Here is a 24,162-nt window from a genome sequence, read left to right as displayed (position 1 = left end):
TCGGCAGCCTCGCTGCGACTGCAGGCAGCGCTGTTCAGGAGTGGTTTTGCCGGCTATGACATCGCCGGACACAACGGAATGACGGTTGAGGAGGGCACCCAGCTGCAGGTGGAGCGACCTGCGCTGCGTCTGGCCGAAGGCGCACTGCAGGCCCTGACCCGCGAGCAGGGCGTACAGGCCTGGATGCCATCGTTGTATGAAGCCGATCCGACCCGCGGACGCGTGTCGCAGCGTGGCGGCGCGAGCCTGACACTGCGCGCCGGGCATCTGCTGTCCACGGCCGACCTGCGCGTTGGCAAGGGGGCCGGGATCGAGGTCGACCCGGGCCAGTCGATCGAACTGTTCAGCGCCGGCAACCTGAGTGTGGCCGGCCGTCTGAAGGCGGCCGGCGGCCGCATCCGCCTGGATGAGGCATTTGATCCATCCGGTGTACGTGGTGATGCGCGCCGCGAGCGCCAGTGGACGATCGCCGACGGCGCACTGTTGGACGTGAGTGGCGATACCGTTTCGCTGGCCGACGCGCGCGGGACGTTGCGCGGGCAGGTGCGCAAGGGCGGAACGATCGAGATCGGGGGCGCGCTGGACTGGGAAGACCAGGACAACGTACGCCACCTGCCGCCCGATACCTTCGTGGTGGTGGAGCGCGGTGCGCGGCTGGACGCTTCCGGTGCTTCGGGATTGCTCGATATCGATGGCAGCGGGCGCACCCGCGTGGACAGCGATGGTGGCAGCATCGTGCTGCGCGCGGGCAATGCGTTGTACCTGCAGGGTGAACTGGACGCAGCGGCCGGCGGCGACGGCGCGCGCGGCGGCACCCTGGGGGTTGCCTTCGGTGGCGGCACCTACGGCAGGACGGCAAACGGCAAGGACGTGCTGGCACCGCGGGTGATCTCACTGACCCAGCACGCCGCGCAGACGGCGGACCTGCCTGCACGCCTTGAATACGGCCATGCGGCACTGTCGGTGGAGCAGATCGAGGCCGGTGGTTTCGATCATCTGGCCCTGTTCGGTGACATCCGTGCGCAAGGGGATGTCAATCTGCGCATGGACCAGAGCCTGCGCATCCAGGGCTTGAATGAGCGTTACCTCGGCTTCGTCCCGGGTGGCAGCGAGGGCGGCCGCCTGCAACTGGCCGCGCCGTATGTCCGCCTTGCGCAGGGCCGCTGGTGGCAACCGGCCGGCGAAGGCACGTTGCGCCCGCTGGAGGCGCCCCTCGACGCCGGCCGGCAGCATCGCCTGGAGGTGGGTGCAGATCTGATCGACCTGCGCGATGTGACCTGGCTGGCGGGCTTCGATCAGGTCGCGCTGCGCAGCAGCGGTGACATCCGCATGCTGGCCCCGGTCGCCAGCAGTTCGCTGGTCTCCACGCTGGCAAGCCCGGGCTCGATCGATATCAGCGCCGCACGCCTGTACCCGGCGGCCCGGGCCAAGGGACGCATCGTGGCCGGCGTCCCCGACATCGGACCTTCAGGCGAGCCGTTCTGGCAGAACCCCGACGCCGTGCTGCGCATCCATGGCGTTGCAGGCGGCACGCAACCGGCACCGGACTCTGCGTTCGGAAGCCTGGAGCTGGTGGCGGAGACGGTGGTGCAGGGCGGCAACGTGCAGGCACCGTGGGGCCGTGTGCAGCTCGGTGGCCGGCAGTTCAACGCCAATGTGGCCGGCCGCGTCGACCTGCTTGCAGGCAGCGTGACATCGGTGAGTGGAGCGGGCCTGCAACTGCCGTTTGGCGGCACCGTCGATGGTGTGGGCTGGCGCCGCAACGGTGCCGACTTCGATGTGCTGGGCCCCGGCTCGACCAACATCCCGATCGGTATCGACATCGTGGCCAACGCCTTCAATGGCGTGGCGGGCAGCGTGCTGGACGTGTCTGGCGGCGGCGAGCTGTCCGGTGCCGCATTCGTGGCCGGGCGCGGCGGTTCGGTGGACATCCTGCGGCACGCGCTGGCGGATGCGAACCCGCGCTACCGCTTCAGCGGCAGTGACAATGCGGTTTACGCGATCATGCCGGGGCGCTCGGACACGCAGGCGCCGCAGGCGATCGCTGACGGCAGCGCCGATCCGCGCGTTGGCCAGCAGATTGTCATTCCTGCCGGGGTTCCCGGCCTCCCGGCGGGAACCTACACGCTGCTGCCGGCCAGCTACGCACTGCAGAAGGGCGCATTCCGCGTCGAAGTCGGCGCTGAGAGCGCCGTCGGCAGCCGGCAGCCCGTGGCCACCGGCACCGGCTCCTGGCGCGTCAGTGGACACCAGGCGCAGCGCCTGGGCGGTGCAGTCTCATCGCTGCTCACCGATCTGGTGCTGACGCCGGCGGATGTGGTGCGCCGCCATGCCAGCTACAACGAGACCCCCTACAGTGCGTTCGTACAGGGCGTGGCCGAGCGGCGTGGTGAAGCGCTGCGCTGGCGGCCAACGGACGCCGGCAACCTCAACCTGGTGCTGGGTGATGGCGCCGGACGTTCCAGCGTGCCAGCCGCGATCTTCCAGGGCGTGTCACGCTTCAACGCCGGCAGCAATGACGGACGGGGCGGCACGCTTTCGGTCAATCTGCTCGCTTCCAATCAGGCGATGCTGGAGATTGTCACCCAGGGCGCTAGTGCCGGCAGCGGCAGCGGCGCCACCCTCTTCGATTCGGCGCTCAATGCGTTCCGCCCGGAAACGATGCTGATCGGCGGCGTGCTGCGGCGTGACGCGACGACCTATTCGCTGGAGGGCAGCGCGCAGCACATCGTGGTGCGCAACGGCGTCAACCTGACGGCGCAGGAAGTGCTGCTGTCGGCCGCGTTCGGGGGCAACGGAATCCGGGTCGAGCAGGGCGCTTCGATCGATACCTTGACCGCGGCCGATCCCTCGCGCGTGGCGCAGCCCACGGCGCCCTATCTGGTGTCGGGCGGCCTGCTTGCCGTGTCCAACCAGCGCTTGACGGCGCTCAGTGCGCAGGGCGGCAGTGCCGCCGGTCCGGTGGCAATCGACATCGGCGGATGCGTGGTGGACTGCAATGGCCAGACCCGTTTGCTGTCGGCGGGCAGCATCAATGTGGTCACCGACGGCGCCTTGAACATTGGCGACGCGGTGAGCTATGGCACGCGCCAGCTCGGCCTGGGCATGTCGGCCCTCAATCTCGGCAGTGCCGAAGCCATTGCGGCGGCAACGGCGGCCGGTGGCCTGCCGCCCGGCATGACCATGAACCAGGAGGTGCTGCAGCGGTTGCTGCGCGGAAACACCGCCACCGGCGCACCGGCGCTGGAGGCGCTCAGCCTGACCGCGCGCGATGCCATCAACGTCTTCGGTAGCGTGGACCTGGACACCCGTGAGGGCGCAACCGGCCGCAGCAGTCTGCGCAGCCTGGTGCTGGGCGCACCGGCCATTCACGGCTACGGCACCGCTACCGACCGCGCGCGCATCTTCGCCGATACGCTGGTCTGGGACGGCACGCTGGCCGGCACCGCATTGGCCGGCGGTGAGCAGACCCAACCAGCCGGCGAGGCGATGGTGGGCCGGCTTGGCCAAGGGCAGTTGGAGATCAACACGCGGGTGCTGGAGCTGGGGCGTGCGCCCTTCACCCGGCCCAGCTCATCGGTGGCCGCAGATCGCCAGGTGCTCGGCTTCGCCGGCGTTACGCTGGCGGCGTCGGATCGCATGCTGTTCTCCGGCAAGGGCAGCCTGGACGTCTTCCAGCGCCAGGGCGAGTACGTGGCAGGCGGCGGCTGGCAGTTCAGCGGCGGCGCGCTGGATATCGTCACCCCGCTGCTGACCGGCAACGCGGGTGCGCAGCTGGCCATCCGCAATGGCGGAACGGTGCAGCTGCGCGGTGCTGCGGCGACCACGGGCAGCGATGCGTTGGGTGCAGAGTTGTCGATCACGGCCGAACGGATCGGCATCGACAGCCGGCTGGCGCTGGCGTCGGGCCGGTTCGAAGCCAACGCACGCCAGGACGTGGCGCTTGGCAGCAACGCGGTGCTGGACATGGCCGGACGCAAGGTCAGCCTGTTCGACGTGGACAAGTACAGCTGGGGCGGCGACGTGGCGCTGACGAGCCGCGAAGGTGACATCGTTGCCGACGCCGGGTCGCGTATCGATCTTTCCGCCCGCAACAACCGCGGTGGCCGCTTGACCGTCGCTGCGCTGGGCCCGCAGGGCGGCCGCGTCGATCTGGCCGGGACCCTGCTGGGCGGCGCCAGCGGCCGCTACGACGCGGGTGGCACCGAAGTGCCCTACGACGGTGGCGAGCTGGTGCTGCGTGCACGCCAGTTGCAGGACTTCTCCGGCCTGAACACTCGGCTTACCGCCGGTGGCATCACCGGTGGCCGGACCTTCCAGTTGCGTGAAGGCGACCTGCTGATCGGCGATGAGGTGAAAGCCCGCAATGTCGATATCAGCGTCGATGGCGGCAGCCTGCAGGTCTCGGGCCGCATCGATGCCAGTGGCGAACAGGTCGGCAGCATCCGCCTGTCGGCCCGCGATGTGCTGCGTATCGATGGCACATTGGATGCGCACGGCAGCGGCCTGCGCGTGGACAGCTACGGCAAGATCATCGACAGCCCGAACCGGGCCATGATCGAACTGACCTCGGCCAACGGCAGCCTGCAGCTGGGTGCGGCTGCCTCGATGGACCTGCGCGCCGGCACTTCGGTGGCCACCGGTAGCGGCCCGGGCCAGAACGACGGCCGCGCACGCGGCAGCGTCAAGCTCAACGTGCCCCGCGTGGGCAGCAACGATGCAGCGATCGAGGTGGCCAGCGGCATTCGCATTGCCGGTGCCGGCGACCTCCAGGTCAACGCCTTCCGCAGCTATGATTCGGCGCCGCTGGCCAGCGCTCCAGACGTGCACGGCCATCGTCCGCAGGTGATCAACCAGCAATGGCTGGATACGGTGGTGGATCCGGACAACAGCCTGTGGATGAACGCCGCGCTGGCCAATACCGGATTGCAGCAGCGCACCGCCGCGCTGGGCAGCTACCGACTGCGCCCCGGTGTGCAGCTGGTGGCGCGGACCAGCAGTGACAATCCGCGTGGCGACCTGGTGGTGGCCGGCGATATCGATCTGTCCGGCTACCGCTACGGACCGCAGTCGAACCGTCTCGATCCTGCACGCCGTGGATTCGGCGAGTCGGCAGCGCTGGTACTGCGTGCCGAGGGCGATATCAACGTCTACGGCAGCATCAACGACGGATTCGCGCCGCCGCCTGCCAACCCGGATGAAGACGGCTGGGTGCTGCTGGAGGGGCGCAGCGCAGGCTCGCCGAACACCGCATTTGGCGGCGATCTGATCGTGCCCGGTGAGGGGGTCAAGCTCCAGAGTGGCACCGAGTTCCGCGCCGGTGCGACACTGAATTACGCGCTCCCGTTCCAGGCGCTGACCCTGCCGTCCGGTACGGTGCTGCCGGCGGCTATGACACTGTCGGCAGAGCTCACACTGCCCGCCGGCAGCGTGCTGGGGGCGGCGGTGACCACCGATGGCGGCCAGGTGCTGGCAGCAGGCACCGTGCTGGCCCAGGCGCTCACCCTGCAGGCAGGCGCACGTCTGGGTGCCGGCTTCCGCCTGCGCACGCCGGCGCCGGTGGTCGCCCAGGTGTGGCCGGCCGGTGTCGCACTGCCCATTGCAATGAAGCTTTCCGGCGCACTGGATCTGCATGCCGGTGCCGTCATCCCCTCGATGACCAAGGTGGAACTGGCTGGCGACGCTCCGGTGAAGCTGCGGGTGGCCGACGCCAGCGGTCGACAGGGGCGCAATTGGGCGCTGGCCGCGATGCTGCCCGAAGGGACCACGTCATGGGACCTGACCGCGGTGGCCGGTGCAGATACGGCGTCTGCCGATCCGCGCACGCGCCGCTGGGGCAGTGGCGGCAGCATCGTGCTCGCCGACAGCCACTACAGCACCATCGGTACGGTGACCACCACGACGGAATGGAAAGGCGATCGTGTCGTCAACCTGGAAGGTTCGCTGTTCTGGTGGGGAGATGACAGTCTGGTCGGCAAGTCGCCGCGGGAGGCGGCTGAAATGCTGGGTGTCGCTGAAGGTGACATCTGCGAACTGGGACCGTTCTGCGGCGCGGCGCCGCGCCTGGTGGACAAGGAGGGTTCGCTGATGTGGTGGGGAGACGAGTCCTGGGTCGGCCGACCTGCATCGGAACTTGGCGCCGAGATGGGCATGTCCGAGGAAGATATATGTGCAGTCACCGGCTACTGCTACGGCGGCGGTACGCTTACCGAAGTCACCACCTACGGCAAGCGCCTGGGCGCGCCGGCCTGGAGCGTGCTGCGTACCGGCAAGGGTGATCTGGCACTGCTGGCCGCGCAGGACGTGCGCATGAAGTCCGGCTTCGGTGTCTACACCGCGGGTGCGCCCACCCATCTGGGTGATGGCAGCGATCCGCGCTTCAACGCGGCGCGCGCACCGAAGCCGGAGAACACCTTGCTGCTCGGTTCGACCCAGGCCTCCGGGGCCTACGACGCGGCCCTCGCCGGCTACCAGGCGTGGTATCCGGACCAGGGGGCAATCTGCGCATCGAGGCGGGGCGCGACATCATCGGCGATACATGGAGCTTCCGCGCGGAATCGGGCACGGTCCAGCGCGACCAGGCTGGCCACTCAAGCGCAGCGGTGGGCAACTGGTTGTGGCGGCAGGGGTCGGGCACCACCGGCGGTGTCGTGCAGACGCCGACCAGTTGGTGGATCAACTTCGGAACGTACAGCACGGTGAGGCCCGAACTGGATGCAACCCCCGCCTGGTGGGCTTCACCGGGTTCGGGACGTTGGGGGGCGGCAATCTGAGCCTGGACGCAGGCCGCCATATGGGCATGCTGGACAGCATGGGCAACGCGCTGGGATACGAGATCTCGCCGCACTCGGGTGCGCTTTCGGTCGCGGTCGGATCAACCGGGCGCGTGGTCGATGGCCAGTTGCATGTCACCGGCGGTGGTGACATGGCCCTGCGCAGCGGTGGCGCACTGAATCCGGGCCTGCGTGCCAGCAGTCGTGGCAGCACATCGGATCAGCAGGACCTGGATGTGAATGGCGTGGTGACCAATGTTCGTGGCAATACCCGCATCGACGCTGCGCGCATCGGTGGCCTCAGTGCGATCCAGGCCAGCTATGGGCAGCTGGGCCTGAAGGATCCGCTGGTGGCCGACAGCCCGGTTGCGATGGCCGGACCGGTGCTGGTGCTGGGCGACGCAACCGCGCAGTTGCAGGCACGCGGTGACGTGGTGCTGGGTAGTGCCGCCGATCCAGGCCGGGTTCCCGTGGCCAATTTCAACACCATCGTGCTGGATGATGGCAGCCGCGCGTCTGGCACAAGCTGGTTCTCGCTATGGACGCCGCGCACCGCGCTGGACCTGTTCTCCGCCGGCGGCAATCTCTCGCCGGGCCTGGTGGGCACGCAGCATGCGAGCGGCAGCAATCAGGCCAGGGAGGTGGTCGAAAACAACGCCAGCAATGGCGACATCTATCTCAACTACTGGTTGTATCCCTCCCGGTTCACCGCCATTGCAGCCTCCGGCAACATCAATCTCGCCAATCTGCGCAGCAGCAGTGTGCCCGATGCCCAGGACGTCATCCTGCTGGCGCCCTCGGCGTCGGGACGGCTGGAGGTGTTGGCGGGAGGATCGATCCTGGCCGCCAACCGGGCGACACAGATCGCACGCTCCAGCAGTGATGCCCGCATCCCTGGCCCGTTCGATCCCGGCTTCATCGCGCAGGGTCCCGGAAACGCCGGAACCCTGCGCAGCAATGTATCCGTCGATGGGAACGCGGCCAGCCCCGGTACCGTGCTGCCGTACTTCGCGTTCGGTCCGAACACCGCGCTTGGCGCGCTGTTGCCGGCTACGCCGACTGCGGTCAGCCGGTTCTATGCCGTGGCCGGCGATATCATCGGGCTGGGCAGCGGCGGCAGGCGGCAGCTCTCGCGCAATGGCCAGAATAGCGGGCGTACCGTATTTGACTGGTTTGAGGCGGGTTCGGCGGTACAGCTGCGCGCCGGTCGCGATGTCATCAGCGCGGATGTCACCGCGCTCAACACCAGCGGTACCGATATCAGCGGGATCGAAGCCGGCCGGGACATCATCCGCAGCAACCTGACGGTGGCCGGCCCGGGCAATGTCGAGGTCAGCGCCGGCCGCCAGCTGCGCCAGGAAGAGGCGGGAAGCATCGTCAGTCTTGGCGGTATCGTGCAGGGTGACACCCGGCCGGGTGCGAGCATTGCGGTGACCGCAGGGAACCAGCACATTGATTTCGATGCACTGCGCACGCGCTACCTGGATCCGGCCAACCTGGCCGATCCGGCGCAATCGCTGGCCTCGCAGCCGGGCAAGGCGGTGAAGATCTATGACGAGGAGTTGAAGCAGTGGCTGCAGCAGCGCTTCGGACTGGCTGCCGACGGCGCCGATGCCCTGGCGGCGTTCGACCGGCTACCGAAGGAACAGCAGCGCATCTTCCTGCGCCAGGTCTACTACGCCGAACTGCGTGAAGGTGGGCGCGAGTACACCGATGCCGAAGGCCCGCGTTTCGGTTCGTACCTGCGCGGGCGCGAGGCGATCGCCACGCTGATGCCGGACAAGGATGCTGCCGGAACGGCCATCGACCGTACCGGCGATATCGTGATGTACGGCGGTTCGGGCGTGCGTACTGAAGCCGGTGGCAACATCGAGCTGATGGCGCCGGGCGGGCAGATCGTGGTCGGTGTGCAGGGTGTGGTGCCACCGGCCAGTGCCGGGCTGGTGACGCAGGGGCAGGGTGACATCCGGCTGTTCAGCCAGGACAGCGTGCTGCTGGGGCTGTCGCGGGTGATGACAACCTTCGGCGGAGACATCCTGGCCTGGTCGGAGCAGGGTGACATCAATGCCGGTCGTGGTTCGCAGACCACGTTGTTGTACACGCCACCGCGGCGCGTCTATGACGGCTGGGGCAACGTGATCCTGTCGCCGCAGGCCCCGGTCAGCGGTGCAGGCATCGCAACGTTGAACCCCATTGCCGAAGTGCCGCCGGGCGACGTCGACCTGATCGCGCCGCTGGGCACCATCGATGCGGGCGAGGCTGGCATCCGTGTGTCGGGCAACATCAACCTTGCCGCGCTGCAGGTGCTCAACGCCGCCAACATCCAGGTACAGGGCGAAAGCAAGGGCCTGCCGGTGCTGGCCACGGTGAACGTCAACGCGCTGGCCTCGGCCAGTGCGGCGGCCAACAGCGCCAGCCAGGCCGCACAGGACGTGATGCGCAAGAGCCAGGATGATGCGCGGCGCAACCAGCCGTCGGTGATCAGTGTGCAGATTCTGGGCTTTGGCGGAGGCACCAGCAGCATCGCTCCGCCGGCGCGCGGCACCCAGGTCAGCAGCGGCTACGACAGCAACAGCGCCTTCCAGTTCCCGCAGGCGAACCCCGAGGAGGGCACGCAGCGCCGGTAGATCCATGCCCTGCGTGGATGCGACCACCCTGCAGGAACACGCAGCATCGGGCCAGCCGCCACGGAACGGCAGCGGCCCCAGCCAGGACGGCACGGAGGGCAGGGACCGGCCATCGGCGGTGAGGACCACCGACACGGCGCCGCCGGGTGCAGGAGTGCGCCCGGCGGCAGGAGGGTGGTAGAGCCACGCCATGCGTGGATGCGTTGCCAGGGAAGAATCCTACAACGCCAACACCCGCCGGTAGCTCAGCGGCCCACGCCCATCGCGCAGCCCAAGCCGCAGTTCCAGCCCGGTGGCGGGCATCACCTCGCCCTGGCCCGGCAACGCCGACCAGCCCGCACCAGGCTGCCAGGCACGCAGTTCGAACCGTTGTACATCGCGTGCCACGGCAATGCCCTTCGACGGCTCCGGTGCCGGCAGGGGTACCGGTCGGTGGCTGCACCGCTGGCCCGCCACAACGTGTTGCCCTGCCGCCACCAGCGCACCCGCTGCCAGCGCAGCCCGTCGCTGCCCACGCTGCGGGTGATCTCCAACGCGAAGCTGCCATCCGGGTGCCGCTCGCTCGCCAGCGAAGGTGGCAGCAGCCGCTGCGGCTGGTCCGCAGGGCGCACCGCACCGTTCATCAGCGCGTCGTCTGCGCGCATTTCGATATCGCGCTGGAACTGCTGCAGTACCCGCAACGCGGTGGTGGTCTCGGCATCGGCCTGGCGCAGGCGCTGGTCGCTGCTGGCCACGCTGTCCAGCGCGCGCCAGCAGATCAGTGCCAGTACGCCCATGATGGTGATCGCGATCATCACCTCGATCAGGGTGAACCCCCGGCAGGGCGTCTCATGGCGGCGATGTCCACGGCAGCTGCAGCCGTGCCAGCGCCTGCGCCGGCGCATCCTCGGCAACCACGCTCAGTTCCAGCTGCGCTTGCCCGTCTGCGCCCGACCCCAGCTGTTGCAGTACCCGGAAGCTGCCGCGCCCTGCACGCAGCGCTGCTGCCCCTGCTGCGGCACCTGCCCGGAAAGGCGCAGTTCCTGCCAGCGATCCTGCGCACACAGCAGCGCGAGGCGACGATCACGCAGGCGCGATTGATCGTCGGTGGCCACGGCCACCGAGCGCATCACCGCGGCCAACGCGATCGACACGATCGCCAGTGCGATCAGTACTTCAATCAAGGTGAATCCGCCCGCGTTCCGCTTCATTGCATGACCTGCAACTGTCCGCTGCCATCATCACGAAGACGCACGTTGCGGCCGTCCAGCGACAGTGCCAGTTCCCAGGGAACCCCGATCCACTCCGGGCTCAGTTCGATGGCGGTTGCGGGCTGTACCGTGACGCCCGCCGCCTGCCAGCGTTGCGGCCGCAGCAGATCGTCGCGCTGCACGTCCACCCAGTGGGCGCCGTCGCGGCGGCTGAATCGATAGCCGGAGGCATCGGCCTGCCAGCGCAGGGCCCTGCCATCGATACGCGCCTCGTCGCGCGCCACCTGCAGGCGCTGCGCCAGCCGTTCAGCCTCCTGCCGCAGCTGGCGGCTGGGGTCGAGCAGGCTGCCCAGCCCCAGGCCGATACCGGCCGTGCAGATGCCGATGATCACCAGCACCACCATCAGTTCCAGCAGCGTGAAGCCGCGCGGAATGCGCTGCATCGACATCGCCTCCTGTCCTTGCCGACGCTTGGCAGCCTACGCGTCCATGATGAAACAAAAGCGTCAGCGGCAGCTGCTAGCGTGGGCGTACACGAAGGTGTCGATGGTGCGGAACATGGATGGCAAGCGCTGGGATCGCAATCGGATGTTGACCCTGTTGGCAGCCACGCTGCTGCTGGCGGTGGTGGTCTATTGGGGCGTGACCCTGGCCGCGCCGGTAGCGGCGGCCGCCGCCAGCGAAGCGCACGCCGGGCCTCCCGCACGGCCCGCCTTCGATGCCGCTGCAAGCGTGCCGCTGGTGCGGCTGCTTTCACCGGGCGCGGTGCAGACCGACGTTGTCGTGCTGGGCGTGATGGCCGGCGACCACGCGCCGCTGGCGTTGCTTTCGGTGGATGGCCGGCCCGCCGAGGCCTATGCGCCTGGGCAACGGCTGGGCCCGTCTACCGTGCTGGCCAGCGTCAGCGCCAGTACCGTGGAACTGACACAGGCCGGGCAGTCGCGCAGCCTGCCGGTCCCCGGGCTGCCCCCGATGCCGACCGATGGCATCGTGCCGGCCGCACGGTAAAGCCGGGGCCACGCTCGGCTGCGCCTGCAAGAACAGTCGAGCATGGCTCGACGCTACAGAATCCTGCCGACCGATGGCATCGTGCCGGCCGCACGGTAAAGCCGGGGCCACGCTCGGCTGCGCCTGCAAGAACAGTCGAGCATGGCTCGACGCTACAGAATCCTGCCGAGCGAGGGTTCAGCGCGCAGGTCGCTGCGGAACCACCGAGCGACCAAGGGCATCGCCCATGCGCTGCCGCGTGCCTTCCAGGTTGTACTGCATGCGCTGGTTTCCTGGTAACCGCATCAAGCGTTCGGCCTCGGGCAGCGTTGCCGGTTTGGCCGCGTTCGCAGGCGGGGCCAGCTTGCGTTGCAGGCACTCCCACGCCGGGATGCGCTCGCCGTTGACCTGCACTTCGATGCAGGGCGCGGCCTCTTTCTGCTTCTTCGCCTCGTCGGCGCGAACCGATGGCAGCGACAGCAGCAGGGCAAGGGTAAGGGTGGCGCGCAGGCACGCCATCAACGATTCACGCATCTCGAATCTCCCGCAGCAATCGACGCTCTGCAATGAAGACGTGTGGCGAAGGCAGGGTCCGCCGGCAGGCGTTTCGGCGCTGTCAAAAGATGACAGTGCTGTCACAAAACTGTTGGCGGCTTTGACGCGGCGTACACGTCCTGTTGGTAGACCCACGCGCCGCTCCCTGGCCATTCCCTTCGATACGACGCGATGCCTTCGATGACTCCTGTTCCGTGCCGAGCCGACCGCCTCACGCTGCGCCTGCATCCGCTGGTGCTGGCCCTGGCCGCGTTGCCGCTGCCACTGCTTGCGCAGAACGCGGCGCCGGCGCCCAGCGTCAACATCAACGAGTACATCGTGCGTGGCAACACGGTACTCGACCCACGCCAGATCGAACGCGCGGTGGAGCCGTTCCTCGGCGCGGGCAAGACCCTGGCCGATGTCGAGAAGGCGCGCGATGCGGTGAACGCCTTGTACCAGCAGGCCGGCTACCAGTCGGTCTATGTCGAGTTGCCGGAACAGCAGGTCAGTGGCGGCGTGGTACTGCTGAAAGTGCAGCAGACGCCGATCGGCCAGCTACGCGTGGTGGGCACGAAGCATGAGTCCCCCGACCGCATCCGCGAGCGCGTGCCTGCGCTGGCCGAGGGCAAGGTGCCGGATTTCGACCAGGCGCAGAAGGAACTGACCGCGCTGAACGAAGGCGGACGCCGCCAGGTGATGCCGCTGGTGCGCGAGGGCCAGGTGCCGGGCACGATGGACGTGGATCTGCAGGTGGAGGAGAAGTCGCCGTGGCGCGCCAGTGCGGCGCTCAACAACGACCACAGCGCCGACACCGAGAAGCTGCGGCTGAGCGCGTCGCTGGCCTACGACAATCTATGGAAGCGCGGGCACAGTGCCAGCGTGAGCGTCTACATGGCGCCGGAAGATACCAAGCAGGCCAAGGTGTTCTCGGCGTCATACACGATGCCGTTCGAGGGCACGCCGTGGAGCCTGGAAGCGTCCGGCTATGAATCCGACAGCCGCGTGCTCAATGCAGGCGGCCAGGTCGGTACCGGCACTGGCACCAATGTGATCGGCAACGGCCATTCGATCGGCGTCAAGCTCAACTACCGCCTGGCAGGCAGCAGCCATTGGTGGCGCCAGCTCAGCCTCGGTGTGGATTTCAAGGACACCGAAGAAGATACGCAGATGGGCAAGGACAGCCTGAAGACGCCGTTGAAGTACGCGCCGGTCACCCTGGGCTTCGTCGGTGTGCGCCAGGGCGAGCAGGACCAGCTGAGCATCAATACCCAGCTGGTGGCCGGCACCCGGCGCCTGTTCGGCTATGGCAGCGACGCCACCGCGTTCGGCCAGAAGCGCTACTGGGCCGACCCGAGCTTCGTGGCGTTCAAGGCCGATGTGGCCAACACCCACACCTTCGGTAGCGACTGGCAGTGGTACGCGCGCGGCTCGTTGCAGGTGACCGACGCGCCGCTGGTATCGGCCGAGCAGTTCGCTGCCGGCGGCATGTACACCGTGCGTGGCTACCTGTCGGCCGAGGCGATCGGCGACTACGGCGGCCTGGCCAGCCTGGAATGGCGCACCCCGGCGTGGTCGCTGTGGAGCGGCACCGACCTGCGTGTCTACAGCTTTGCCGACGCAGCCTACCTGCGCCTGCGCCAGCCGCTGCCCGAGCAGCGTGACAAGTACAACCTGGCCTCGGTCGGCCTGGGCGCGCAGCTGCGCCTGGGCGAACACCTGCAACTGCGCCTGGACTACGCCTGGCCCTACGCCGATGGCCCGGTCACGCGCAAGGACGACCCGCGCCTGCATTTCAACATCAGCACCAGTTACTGACCCTTCCCTTGAACATGCGTTCTCCGGAGACCCTTCGCATGGACCGTTTGCTTTCCCGAGTGTTGCTGCTGCTGGCCGCGCTGGTTGCGCTGCCTGCTGCTGCGGCCGATGCCAATTGGTGGCAGGCCGAATGGAAATACCGCAAACCGATCACCGTCGACGCCGGCCCGCAGGGCGCGGGCCTGGCCGGTGACCCTGGCCGCACGCCGCTGCTGCTGCGCCTGCATACCGGCAACTTCGGCTTCGACGGCACCCAGGATGCGGGCAACGACCTGCGCTTCGTCTCGGCTGATGGCCGTACCGTGCTGGCCCACCAGATTGAACAGTTCGATCCCACGCTGGGCCTCGCCCTGGTCTGGGTGGACGTTCCGGCGGTCAGTGCCGCCGCGCCGCAGACGATCTGGATGTACTACGGGAATGAAAAGGCCCCAGCCAGCGGCAACGGCCAACAGGTGTTCGACCCGGATTACACGCTGGTCTATCACTTTGCCGAGGCCAATGCACCGGCACGCGACACCACTGCCTATGGCAATAATGCCGGTGCCGTGGTGCCGCCGTCGGAAGGCTCGGTGATCGGCCGCGGCGTGCAGCTCGGCGCGGGTCCGCTGCCGCTGCCGGCCAGCGCGTCGCTGGCGCAGGAGGCGGGTGCGCCGCTGACAATCTCGGCCTGGATCAAACCGGGCAGCAATAATGCGGCTCAAGCAATCTACGCTCGCCGTGATGGTGCTTCCGAGCTGGTACTGGGCATCGAGAACCGCGTGCCGTTCGTCCAGCTCAATGGCCAGCGCAGCACGCCGGCGCAACCGATTCCGGAAGGGCAGTGGGCGCACGTTGCACTGACAGCAGAGAAGGGCACACTGCAGCTGTACCTCAATGGTCGCGTGGTCGCACAGCTGAGCGGCGAACTGCCGGCGCTGGGCACGGCCCCCGTGGTGGGCGCCGATGCTCCGGGCGCGGCGCAGCCGCTGGCCAACTTCGAAGGCGCGCTGGATGAGCTGCGCATCTCGCGGGTGGCACGTCCGGCGGCGCTGCTGCTGGCCGATGCCACCGCGCAGGGCGCCGATTCGCGGCTGATCAGCTACGGCGCCGACGAACAGTCAGCCGGCCAGAGCCACTTCGCCTTCATCCTCAAGGCGATGCCGTTCGATGCCTGGGTGGTGGTCGCCATCCTCGGCCTGATGATGCTGCTGTCGTGGGCGATCATGATCGCCAAGAGCCGCCACTTCGGCCGCACCAGCAAGGCCAATGCGGTGTTCACCGAGAGCTTCGGCAAGCTGTCCGGCGTGCCGCTGCGCACGCTGTCCGACATGGACCGCCAGGGCAAGGCACCAACCGCGATGCACGATGGCTCACTGTGGCGTATCTACCAGGTGGCCATCGACGAAATGCAGCAACGCCACCAGCGCGATGGCAACAGCGGCTACCTCAGTGGCGCCACCATCGCCGCGATCCGTGCCTCGATGGATGCGGTGATGGTGCGCGAGCAGGAAGCGATGGCCCGCCGCATGAACTGGCTGTCGACCACCATCGAAGGCGCGCCCTACGTGGGCCTGTTCGGCACCGTGATCGGCATCATGCTGGTGTTCGTGGTGGCGGCGATGGCCGGCGCGGTGGACATCAATTCGGTGGCGCCAGGCATGGCCGCGGCGCTGCTGTGTACGGCGGCCGGCCTCGGCGTCGCGATCCCGGCACTGTTCGGCTACAACTATCTGGGCGCACGCGCTGAGGCGATCGGCGCCGATATGGCCGTGTTCATCGATGAGTTCGCCGCACGCCTGGCCGAAGAGCAGGACGGGCGCGGCCCCGCCGCGGTCCAGGGCTGAGGGGCGCGCCATGGGCCAGAAGGCGAAGTTCGGCATCAAGAAGCGCGAGAAGGGCATCAACGTGACGCCCTTCGTCGATGTGCTGCTGGTGGTGCTGGTGATCTTCATCCTGACCAGCAACGCCTCCATTCCCGGCATCGAGGTGAACCTGCCGAAGGCCAGCAACAGCGTGGCACTGGAGAAGCCCAAGACCAAGGCGATCACCATCGACCCCAGCGGCCAGGTGTTCCTGGATGCGTACCCGGTGACGATGGCCGAGCTGGAGGACCGCCTGCGCACCGAGCGCGCGACCACGCCGGATTTTCCGGTGATCGTGCGCGGCGATGCACAGGTGCAGTACGCCCGCGTGGTCGAGGTGCTGGACCTGCTGCGGCGGCTGGAGCTGGCCCAGGTCGGCCTGGTCACCGGCAAGGCACAGGGCTGAGGCATGACTGCCCATCAACCCCCTCGGCCGGAGCCCGGCATGCGCGGTCGCCAGCTGCTGGTGACCGTCGCGCTGGTGCTGGTCGCGTTGCTGGTGCTTGGCATCGCGGTGTGGTGGCTGCTGTTCAAGGACACGGCCAGCACCCGCCGGCCAGTGGTGCAGCCGCCGATGCTGGCGCTGCCGCCACCCCTCCGCCGCCACCGCCGCCGCCGGAAAAGCCACCGGAGCCGGAGACGCCGCCGGAAGAAACGATGCCCGAGCCGGAACCGCTGGATCAGCCGACGCCGGCTGAAGAGCCCACGCCGACGCCGGACAACGCCGACCCGGTGACGATGAACGCCGACGCGCAGGCCGGCGGTGACAATTTCGGCATCCAGTCCGGCAGTGGCGGCGGTTCATCCGGCGTCGGCCGCGGTGGCGCCGGCAATGCCACCTATGGTCGCTACCTCGGTTACCTCATGCAGCAGGCGATCTCGCGCGACGACAAGGTCAAGCGGCTGGCATTCCAGCTGCAGGTGAATGTGTGGCTGGCCAGCGATGGCCGACTGGAGAAGGTCGAGCTGGTGCGCGGCAGTGGCAACGAGGAGGCCGACGCGGCCGTGCTCGATGCCCTGCGTCGCATCGGCAAGGTCGACCAGGCGCCGCCGCCCTCGCTCGATTTCCCCGCACGCGTGCTGATCCAGGGCCGCCGTCCCGGCGCCTGATTCCCGACTTCCGTGATTTCCCTTCTTTCGATGAGAACCGTGATGAACGACCACCACCGCGCACGAATCGACTCCCGCCGCCCGCGGCCGGCCCGACGGGCGCTGCTGTGCTGCGCCGTGCTGCTCAGCCTGGCTGCCCCGGCCGGTGCGATGGCCGCCGAAACCACCATGGTCAAGCTGATCAAGGGCCTGATTGCCAGTGGTGCGCTGAAGCCGGAAGACGGCCAGGCGCTGCTGGTGCAGGCCGAGGCTGAAGCCGCTGCGGCACAACGCACAGCAGCCACCAGCGGAGCCCCCGCCAGCGGCGGCGTCGCGCTGGAGGCCGGCGACGTGCGCGTGCCCTATGTGCCGCAGAGCGTGCGCGATGGCATCCGCGATGAAGTGCGCCAGGAGGTGATGGCGCAGGCGAAGTCGGAAGGCTGGGCGGCACCCAACGAGGTGGCCGAGTGGACCAAGCGGATCAAGGTTACCGGTGACATGCGCGTGCGCAGCGAATCGCGCTTCTATTCCGAGCGCAACAGCGACATCGTGAGCAACTGGGCGGCGATCAATTCCGGCAGCGGCTTTGATACCAACACCAACACCAACCTGCAGCTGCCGCCGCTGCTCAACACCCGCCAGGATCGCCGCAACCTGTGGCGCATCCGCGCCCGCCTGGGTATCGAGGCGACCATCGGCCAGCACACCACCGCCGGCGTACGCCTGGCCAGCGGCAGCAGCAACGGCCCGGTATCGACCACTGAACAGCTGGGCGGCGGACTGAGCAAGAAGGATGTGTGGCTGGATCAGGCCTGGCTGGCCTACAGCCCGGCCGACTGGGTAACGGTGCGCGGTGGTCGCTTCGGCAACCCGTTCTGGACCAGCGACACGCTGTTCTCCAACGATCTGAACTTCGATGGCCTGGCCGCCAACCTGAAGTACGACTTCGACGGTGGTGATCTCGATGTGTTCGGCAATCTTGCGGTGGTCCCGCTGGAGTACACCTCCGACAATGCGCCGAACCGCAACCAGGTGAAGACACCCAACGAGAACAAGTGGCTGTCGGGCGCGCAGGTGGGCGTGAACTGGCGCTTCAATGAAGACAATGCCCTGCGCGCCGCAGTCGGCTACTACGATTTCAAGAACATCAGCGGCCGGCTGTCCTCACCGTGCCTGCTGTATGCCGGCGCCGACGGCTGCGATACCGACTGGTCGCGACCGGCGTTCATGCAGAAGGGCAACACCCTGATGCTGATCCGCGACATCGCGCGCAACCCGCTGGATCCGGCCAACACGCCAACCCCGCAGTACGTCGGCCTGGCCTCCGCATTCCGCCTGGCCACGCTGAACCTGCGCTGGGATACGCAGCTGGCGCAGGGCGTCGGACTGCGCCTGGACGGCGACTACATCCGCAATCTTGCCTACGACAAGCAGGCGATGTTCAACCGCGCCAACAATGGCATCGTCAACAACTACGGTGCCGGCGGTGCCGCCAGCATCGATACCTTCCGCAGTGGCGATACCGCGTGGATGCTGCAGGCCACCTTCGGCGCCACCGAGTTGAGGGAAAAGGGCCAGTGGCAGGCGCTGCTGGGTTACAAGCGGATCGAGGCCGACGCGCTGCCTGATGCCTACAACGATCCGAACTTCCACCTGGGTGGCACCAATGCGCGCGGCTACTACGTGGGCGGTGCTTACGCGCTGGATGCGCGCAGCTGGATCAGCGGCAAGTGGATGGCGGCCAAGGAGGTGTCCGGGGCGCCGCTGTCGATCGATGTCTTCCAGCTGGAGTTCAACACCGGGTTCTAGACAGTGGGCGTGATGGCGGTCACGCGGCACGTGGCGGGGGCGCAGCGATGCGCCCGTCTAAGGAGAGGAGACCACGCGTTGTTCAAAAGGAGGAGTGGATGAGCCGTCGCAAGCTGTTCGAGAGTCCCGAACCGTCCAGCCAGTCGCTGGGCATCGGCCCGGCCTACGTCTCGGTGGAGGGCCTGCGCCAGCACCTGGCGGAGTTCCTGCTGTATGCGGGCCGGCCGGTGGTGATCATGCGCGGGCGCAGCGAAGTGGGCTATTTCCTGCCGGCGCGCTGCTGGCGCCAGCGTGAGGACGATCCGCTGGCAGCTGCGGCGGCCGATCAGCTGCTGGATGCGGCCGGCTTCCAGGCCGAGGACATCCAGCAGGTGGAACAGGAATTCAACGCCATGCGCCAGCGCACCGTGTTGCACTCACGGCGCTGATCGGCCTGTAGAGCCGAGCCCATGCCCGGCGGCATGCTGCGGAGCCGAGCATGGGCTCGGCTCTACAGTGGATCCACGCCATGCGTGGATGGGGCTACGCGGTCGCCCCGCGCTCACTGGTGATGCGCGCACCCTCACGCATCACCAGCGTCACCGGCGTCTTCTCCACCACCTCCAGCAAGCGCTGCCATTGCGCATCGCTCAGTCCGGCGCTGGCGTGCAGCACGCGGTGCACGTGGAAGCGTCCGTCGGCGTCGCGCTCCGAGCGCAGTTCGGCATGGAACTCCCCAAGGTCCCAGCCCTTGCGCTGTGCGTACATGCGCAGGGTGATGGCCGTACAGGCCGCCAGCGAAGCCAGGTACAGATCAAAGGGCGCGAAGCCCTTGCCCTGGCCGCCCAGTGAGGCGGGCTCGTCCGCGTCCACATCGAAGCTGCCATTGCTGATGTGGTGCAGGTAATTGTCGGCGGTCGAAACAACGCGTGCGTAAGCCATCGGGGTCTCCTTCTGTCTGTAGCGTCGAGCCATGCTCAACGGCGCTCACTCCGTACGATCGTACGGGAACTGGATGCCTGTGGCTTTCATCCCCATGCAGAATGCGAGATCAGTTCAGCCGCGCTGCGAATCAAGCCGCTCGTGATGCTTCTGCACGTCCTGCGCCTTCAGGTAGCTTTCGATCAGCAGCGAGTAGTTGGGGAAGATCTTGGTATAGACCTCGGCCCACTGCTGCGCATCGTCGCGGTTCCAGCTGCGCTGGATCTCCGAGGCCACCGCGGCGGTATCCATCGGCACCACGCCGGCCTGCACCACGCGGGCCAGGGTGATCTCTTCGGCCATCTTTGAATAGGTGCCCGAGGCGTCGATCACCGCGAACACCTGGTAGCCATCGGCCACGGCGGCAATCGACGGGAACGCCATGCACACGCTGGTGATGGTGCCGGCGATGATCAGCTGCCTGCGGCCGGTGGCCTTCACCGCGGCAACGAAGTCGGGGTTGTCCCAGGCGTTGATCTCGCCCTTGCGCGCCACGTACTGCGCATGCGGTGCAGCGGCGTGGATTTCCGGAATCAATGGGCCATTGGGGCCCTGCGGCACCGACGCGGTGGTGATCACCGGCATCTTCGCCAGCGTGGCCATCGTCGCCAGTGCGGTGGCATGGGCGCGGACGGCCGTGAACGGCATATCGCCGATGGTCTGGAACAGTCCGCTCTGGTGGTCGATCAGCAGCATCGCGGCGTTGTCCGGGTCGATCACCGGGCGGGCACCGTTGAAGTTGGCGGGGGTACTCATGGTCTATCTCCGGGGAAGGTGGGCGATGGCCCGAGGGTTGCGGCGGGTCATCGCCCGCCGCATCGAAGCGCTCAGTGCGCGATCTGGCCGAAGCGGCCGCTGTTGAAGTCGTTGACCGCCTGGGCGATCTCGGCCTGGCTGTTCATCACGAAGGGGCCGTAGCCCACCACCGGCTCGTCAATCGGCTCGCCGCTGAGCAGCAGCACGGTGGCATCGCTGTCAGCGTCGACGAACACGTCCTCGCCGCTGCGGTCGAAGGTGACCAGCTGTGCCTCGCCGACCGGTGCGCCGCCGTTGATCCGCACCGCGCCCTTCAGCACCACCAGCGCCAGCGTGCGGCCCTCGGCCACTGGCAACTCGGCATGCTGGCCCTGCAGCAGGCGGATGTCCCAGACATCCATCGGCGTGTGGGTGCGCGCCGGGCCGGCGTGGCCATCGAACAGCCCCGCGATGACACGGACGCGGCCGGCGCCGTCAGGCAGGGCGACCGAGGGGATCTGCGCGTCGAGCAGGGTCTGGTAGCCCGGCGCGCCCATCTTGTCGCGCGCCGGCAGGTTCACCCACAGCTGGACCATATCCAGCGTGCCGCCGCGCCTGCTGAATTCCGGGGTATGGAACTCCTCGTGAAGGATGCCCGAGGCTGCGGTCATCCACTGCACGTCGCCCGGACCGATGGTGCCGCCGGCACCGGTCGAGTCGCGATGGGCGACCTCGCCCTCATAGACGATGGTGACCGTCTCGAAGCCGCGGTGCGGATGCTGGCCGACCCCGCGCGGGGTATCGCTGGGCGCAAAGCTGTACGGGCCGGCGTAGTCCAGCAGCAGGAACGGGCTCAGGTGCTGGCCGTGGGTGTTGTAGGAAAACATCGAGCGGGCGGGGAATCCGTCGCCCACCCAGTGCGGGCGGGGGCGCTGTAGGTACCGGTGACGCGCTTCATGGCGATCTCCTGGCCGGGGCTGCCGGCCGCTGTTGTTCGTTGCGGAAACGATAGGGCTGCAACGATTGGGCCGGTAGGCGCCAATATTTGCCGTCATAGTCCTATCTAGTGAACAATGCCGGCAGGCCACGCGCCGCAGGAGATCGCTCCATGTTCATCGCTGATATCCGCCGTTGTGACCTCAACGACCTGTTCTACTTCGCCATGGTGGTCGAGCATGGCGGGTTCTCCCAGGCCGGGCGCGCCCTGGCCATGCCCAAGTCCAAGCTGAGCCGGCGCATCGCACTGCTGGAGGAGCGGCTGGGCGTGCGCCTGATCCAGCGTTCGACCCGGCGTTTTTCCGTCACCGAGATCGGCCAGGACTATTACCGCCACTGCAAGGCGATGCTGGTCGAGGCCGAAGCAGCCGAAGAGGCGATCGCGATGTCACGCGCCGAACCGCGCGGCACGATCCGGCTGGCGTGCCCGATCGCGATCCTGCATGCACGCATCGGCGTGATGCTGGCCGACTTCCTGGCCCTGCACCCACAGGTGACGCTGCAGCTGGACGCCACCAATCGTCGCGTCGATGTGGTGGGCGAGGGCATGGATGTGGCCATCCGGGTGCGACCGCCGCCACTGGAAGACAGCGACCTGGTAGTGCGCGTGCTGGCACGACGGGCCTGGTGCACCAGTGCCAGCCCGGCCTTGCTGCAACGCCTGGGTACACCACAGGTGCCGGCCGATCTGGCGGTGCTTCCAACGGTGGATCTGGCCTCGCCCAGCCAGCTGCATGTGTGGGACTACAGCGGGCCCGATCAGGTGCAGGCCAGCGTGCATCACCGGCCGCGCCTGGTCAGCGATGACATGATCGCGCTGCGAGCGGCAGCGGTGGCCGGGGTGGGCGTGCTGATGCTGCCCAGGATGATGATCACCGATGAACTGGACAGTGGCGCGCTGGTGCCGGTGCTGCAGGAGTGGGCACCGAAGCACGGCATCGTGCATGCGGTGTTTCCGTCGCGGCGCGGCCTGCTGCCGGCGGTGCGCGCATTGATCGATTATCTGGCCGAGCGTTTCGAGGCGTTGGACGAGCCGTAGGCCTGCCGTCCACGCATGGCGTGGATCTACGAACCTGACGCTGCGCGCGGCGGATGCCCGTAACCTTGCTTGCCGCGTGCGGCCGCGCAGCCCACAATCCACCTCCGGACCGTCGCCATCACGCCCATCATTCCCCGGTCCGGCCTTGGCACCTATGTCTCCCAATGCCCTGGCGCTGGTCGAGCTGCTGATCCGCGAGCGCCGTGCGTTGTCACGTTTCATCGCACGCTACCTCGACCCGGCCAGTACCGAGGACACCCTGCAGAACCTGTACCTGAAGGCCAGCAGCGTGCCCGGCGATCCGCCGATCCTGGAGCCGCGCGGCTACCTGTACCGGATGGCCTACCATCACGCGCTCAACCGCAGCCAGGCCGACGCCCGCGAGCGGCGCGCGATGGCCGAGTACGCCGCCGACATGGCCGATGCCGGCCACGACGGTGAGGCCCACGTGCTGGACCAGGCGCAGCTGCGCGAGATCACCCAGACCATCCTGGCCTTGCCGGCGCAGGTGCGCGAGTGCTTCGTGCTCAACCGTTACCTGGGCCTGAGCGAGCGCGAGATCGCCGCCCGCCTGGGCATTTCCAAGAGCGTGGTCGGCAAGTACGTGCTGCGCGCGGCGCTGCTGATCCAGCAGCACCAGCAGGGAACCCGCCGATGAGCCGCGATTGCCGTGGGCAGATGGCCCCCGCCGTTGTCACAACAGGAAGGTGCACCCGTTCGTGGTGCGGCAGGCCACAACCATGATCACGTCCGAACCCTCGCCGCGTCAGGCCAGGCAGGCGTTGCGCTGGGTGATCCGGTGCAGTGCAGGCCCGCTGCCCGATCGCCAGCAACGAGCCCTGCAGCGCTGGCTGCAGGCCGATCCGCAGCATGCACAGGCCTGGCGCCAGCAACAGGCGTTCTGGCAGCGGCTCGATGCCGCCGGGCCCGATGTGCTGGCGGCGCTGCCGGCGCTAACTGCCGATGACCGGGGCCTGCGCCCGATCGCGCCGCGCCGTCGGCTGCCTTGGCTGCTGGCCAGCGCGGCTGCGGTGGTACTGATGGTCGCAGCGGCACCGCACGCGCTGTTGCTGGCGCGCAGTGACCTGCGCAGCAGCGACGCCCCGCGTGTGGTGCAGCTGGACGACGGCAGTACCGCCGTGCTGGATGCGGGCACCGCGCTGGCGCTGGACTTCGACGATGGGCAGCGCCGCCTGCGCCTGCTGCGCGGCCAGGCCTGGTTCCAGGTGGCCCACGAGTCGCGGCCGTTCCGGGTCGACGCCGGTGGCGGCCAGATCCACGATATCGGCACGGCATTCAGCGTGTCCCTGCACGACCACAGCGTCAGCACCGAGGTCAGCGAAGGCGTGGTCGAGGTGCGTCCGGGCGACGGCAGCGTTCAGCGCCTGCACGCCGGGCAGGCGCGGACGTTCCGTGACGGCCGTTGGCTGCTGCCGGTGCAGCAGCGTGTGCCGGAAGGCATCGCGCCCTGGCGCCGTGGCGAACTGGCCATCGATGATCGCCCTGCCGCGCTGGCCATTGCCGATCTGGCGCGTTATCGCCGTGCACCGGTGTGGGTGCTGGGCGGGCAGGGTGCGCAGGTGCGGGTCAGCGGCCTGTTCCACGTACAGCAGCCGGAAACCGCCATCAATGCCGTGGCCGCGCAGGCGGGCCTGCGTGTGCAGCGCCTGCCAGGCGGTGCCATGGTGCTGTGGTGATAGGGGCGGCGCGTGGACGAATCGGCCGCATGAAAAAAACATGAAGAAACCGTGGGCAGCCGCTGCA

General features: G+C 68.1%; 15 protein-coding genes and 4 pseudogenes. 12 read left to right on the top strand and 7 right to left on the bottom strand.

All coding sequences use genetic code 11. The annotated features are described in order from the left end of the window. The first annotated feature begins 78 nt into the window (after positions 1-78). Positions 79-6,702, top strand: coding sequence for a hypothetical protein (locus N4G47_RS10110; protein WP_475286866.1), 6,624 nt, complete (start codon positions 79-81; stop codon positions 6,700-6,702). A gap of 52 nt (positions 6,703-6,754) precedes the next feature. Further along, positions 6,755-9,400 (top strand): filamentous hemagglutinin family protein, encoded by a 2,646-nt coding sequence (locus N4G47_RS10105; RefSeq protein ID WP_475286865.1) that lies wholly within the window; start codon positions 6,755-6,757, stop codon positions 9,398-9,400. 219 nt (positions 9,401-9,619) lie between these two features. On the opposite strand, the pseudogene N4G47_RS10100 reads toward N4G47_RS10105, so the two are convergent. From N4G47_RS10100 to gspH, 3 genes and pseudogenes are all read right to left on the bottom strand, one after another. Then, positions 9,620-10,194, bottom strand: a pseudogene (locus tag N4G47_RS10100) (prepilin-type N-terminal cleavage/methylation domain-containing protein). Between the two features lie 34 nt (positions 10,195-10,228). Next, positions 10,229-10,590: pseudogene (gene gspI, locus N4G47_RS10095) on the bottom strand (type II secretion system minor pseudopilin GspI). Further along, positions 10,587-11,033, bottom strand: a complete 447-nt coding sequence (gene gspH / locus N4G47_RS10090; RefSeq protein ID WP_279923403.1) for a type II secretion system minor pseudopilin GspH — start codon at positions 11,031-11,033, stop codon at positions 10,587-10,589. Before gspH ends, gspI begins: the two are co-directional and overlap by 4 nt. Positions 11,034-11,136: 103 nt before the next feature. Here gspH and N4G47_RS10085 point away from each other — a divergent pair, with 103 nt between their 5' ends. Beyond that, the gene (locus N4G47_RS10085) at positions 11,137-11,598 is read left to right on the top strand and encodes a hypothetical protein (RefSeq protein WP_475286862.1); all 462 of its coding nucleotides are present in this window, start codon (positions 11,137-11,139) and stop codon (positions 11,596-11,598) included. A gap of 177 nt (positions 11,599-11,775) precedes the next feature. On the opposite strand, the gene N4G47_RS10080 is transcribed toward N4G47_RS10085, so the two are convergent. Then, a complete protein-coding gene (locus N4G47_RS10080; protein ID WP_475286861.1) occupies positions 11,776-12,111 on the bottom strand; it encodes a hypothetical protein in 336 nt (111 codons plus the stop codon). Positions 12,112-12,312: 201 nt separating this feature from the next. Here N4G47_RS10080 and N4G47_RS10075 point away from each other — a divergent pair, with 201 nt between their 5' ends. From N4G47_RS10075 to N4G47_RS10050, 6 genes and pseudogenes are all read left to right on the top strand, one after another. Continuing rightward, positions 12,313-13,929, top strand: a complete 1,617-nt coding sequence (locus tag N4G47_RS10075) for a ShlB/FhaC/HecB family hemolysin secretion/activation protein (RefSeq protein ID WP_475286860.1) — start codon at positions 12,313-12,315, stop codon at positions 13,927-13,929. Between the two features lie 38 nt (positions 13,930-13,967). Then, positions 13,968-15,752: a DUF2341 domain-containing protein gene (locus N4G47_RS10070; RefSeq protein WP_475286859.1), complete on the top strand. Its 1,785-nt coding sequence runs from the start codon at positions 13,968-13,970 to the stop codon at positions 15,750-15,752. A 10-nt stretch (positions 15,753-15,762) separates the two neighbouring features. Then, entirely contained in the window at positions 15,763-16,176 is a 414-nt protein-coding gene (locus N4G47_RS10065) for an ExbD/TolR family protein (protein WP_005409874.1), read from the top strand. A 39-nt stretch (positions 16,177-16,215) separates the two neighbouring features. After that, a pseudogene (gene tolA, locus N4G47_RS10060) lies at positions 16,216-16,880 on the top strand (cell envelope integrity protein TolA). A 42-nt stretch (positions 16,881-16,922) separates the two neighbouring features. Then, positions 16,923-18,668, top strand: a complete 1,746-nt coding sequence (locus tag N4G47_RS10055; protein WP_475286857.1) for a putative porin — start codon at positions 16,923-16,925, stop codon at positions 18,666-18,668. A gap of 98 nt (positions 18,669-18,766) precedes the next feature. Next, positions 18,767-19,096, top strand: coding sequence for a hypothetical protein (locus N4G47_RS10050; protein WP_475286855.1), 330 nt, complete (start codon positions 18,767-18,769; stop codon positions 19,094-19,096). Between the two features lie 94 nt (positions 19,097-19,190). On the opposite strand, the gene N4G47_RS10045 is transcribed toward N4G47_RS10050, so the two are convergent. The 3 genes and pseudogenes from N4G47_RS10045 to N4G47_RS10035 form a co-directional block, all read right to left on the bottom strand. Then, on the bottom strand, positions 19,191-19,589 hold the full coding sequence (locus N4G47_RS10045; RefSeq protein WP_475286853.1) for an OsmC family protein: 399 nt from the start codon (positions 19,587-19,589) through the stop codon (positions 19,191-19,193). 114 nt (positions 19,590-19,703) lie between these two features. Further along, the gene (locus N4G47_RS10040; RefSeq protein ID WP_475286851.1) at positions 19,704-20,384 is read right to left on the bottom strand and encodes an isochorismatase family protein; all 681 of its coding nucleotides are present in this window, start codon (positions 20,382-20,384) and stop codon (positions 19,704-19,706) included. A 71-nt stretch (positions 20,385-20,455) separates the two neighbouring features. Beyond that, positions 20,456-21,321: pseudogene (locus N4G47_RS10035) on the bottom strand (pirin family protein). Positions 21,322-21,471: 150 nt separating this feature from the next. Here N4G47_RS10035 and N4G47_RS10030 point away from each other — a divergent pair. The 3 genes from N4G47_RS10030 (at position 21,472) to N4G47_RS10020 (ending at position 24,095) form a co-directional block, all read left to right on the top strand. Further along, on the top strand, positions 21,472-22,398 hold the full coding sequence (locus tag N4G47_RS10030; RefSeq protein ID WP_475286849.1) for a LysR family transcriptional regulator: 927 nt from the start codon (positions 21,472-21,474) through the stop codon (positions 22,396-22,398). A gap of 154 nt (positions 22,399-22,552) precedes the next feature. Continuing rightward, a complete protein-coding gene (locus tag N4G47_RS10025) occupies positions 22,553-23,056 on the top strand; it encodes an RNA polymerase sigma factor (protein WP_249843860.1) in 504 nt (167 codons plus the stop codon). An 82-nt stretch (positions 23,057-23,138) separates the two neighbouring features. Further along, on the top strand, positions 23,139-24,095 hold the full coding sequence (locus tag N4G47_RS10020) for a FecR family protein (protein ID WP_475286846.1): 957 nt from the start codon (positions 23,139-23,141) through the stop codon (positions 24,093-24,095). Positions 24,096-24,162 lie beyond the last annotated feature (67 nt).

This window comes from Stenotrophomonas sp. GSD10 (genome assembly GCF_056172695.1).
This window is presented reverse-complemented; position numbering and strand designations above follow the sequence as displayed.

Coding starts and splice junctions, on each gene's coding strand:
- N4G47_RS10110 (WP_475286866.1), top strand. CDS start 79: ATGACGGTTGAGGAGGGCACCCAGCTGCAGGTGGAGCGACCTGCGCTG.
- gspH (WP_279923403.1), bottom strand. CDS start 11,033: ATGCAGCGCATTCCGCGCGGCTTCACGCTGCTGGAACTGATGGTGGTG.
- N4G47_RS10085 (WP_475286862.1), top strand. CDS start 11,137: ATGGTGCGGAACATGGATGGCAAGCGCTGGGATCGCAATCGGATGTTG.
- N4G47_RS10080 (WP_475286861.1), bottom strand. CDS start 12,111: ATGCGTGAATCGTTGATGGCGTGCCTGCGCGCCACCCTTACCCTTGCC.
- N4G47_RS10075 (WP_475286860.1), top strand. CDS start 12,313: ATGACTCCTGTTCCGTGCCGAGCCGACCGCCTCACGCTGCGCCTGCAT.
- N4G47_RS10070 (WP_475286859.1), top strand. CDS start 13,968: ATGGACCGTTTGCTTTCCCGAGTGTTGCTGCTGCTGGCCGCGCTGGTT.
- N4G47_RS10065 (WP_005409874.1), top strand. CDS start 15,763: ATGGGCCAGAAGGCGAAGTTCGGCATCAAGAAGCGCGAGAAGGGCATC.
- N4G47_RS10055 (WP_475286857.1), top strand. CDS start 16,923: ATGAACGACCACCACCGCGCACGAATCGACTCCCGCCGCCCGCGGCCG.
- N4G47_RS10050 (WP_475286855.1), top strand. CDS start 18,767: ATGAGCCGTCGCAAGCTGTTCGAGAGTCCCGAACCGTCCAGCCAGTCG.
- N4G47_RS10045 (WP_475286853.1), bottom strand. CDS start 19,589: ATGGCTTACGCACGCGTTGTTTCGACCGCCGACAATTACCTGCACCAC.
- N4G47_RS10040 (WP_475286851.1), bottom strand. CDS start 20,384: ATGAGTACCCCCGCCAACTTCAACGGTGCCCGCCCGGTGATCGACCCG.
- N4G47_RS10030 (WP_475286849.1), top strand. CDS start 21,472: ATGTTCATCGCTGATATCCGCCGTTGTGACCTCAACGACCTGTTCTAC.
- N4G47_RS10025 (WP_249843860.1), top strand. CDS start 22,553: ATGTCTCCCAATGCCCTGGCGCTGGTCGAGCTGCTGATCCGCGAGCGC.
- N4G47_RS10020 (WP_475286846.1), top strand. CDS start 23,139: ATGATCACGTCCGAACCCTCGCCGCGTCAGGCCAGGCAGGCGTTGCGC.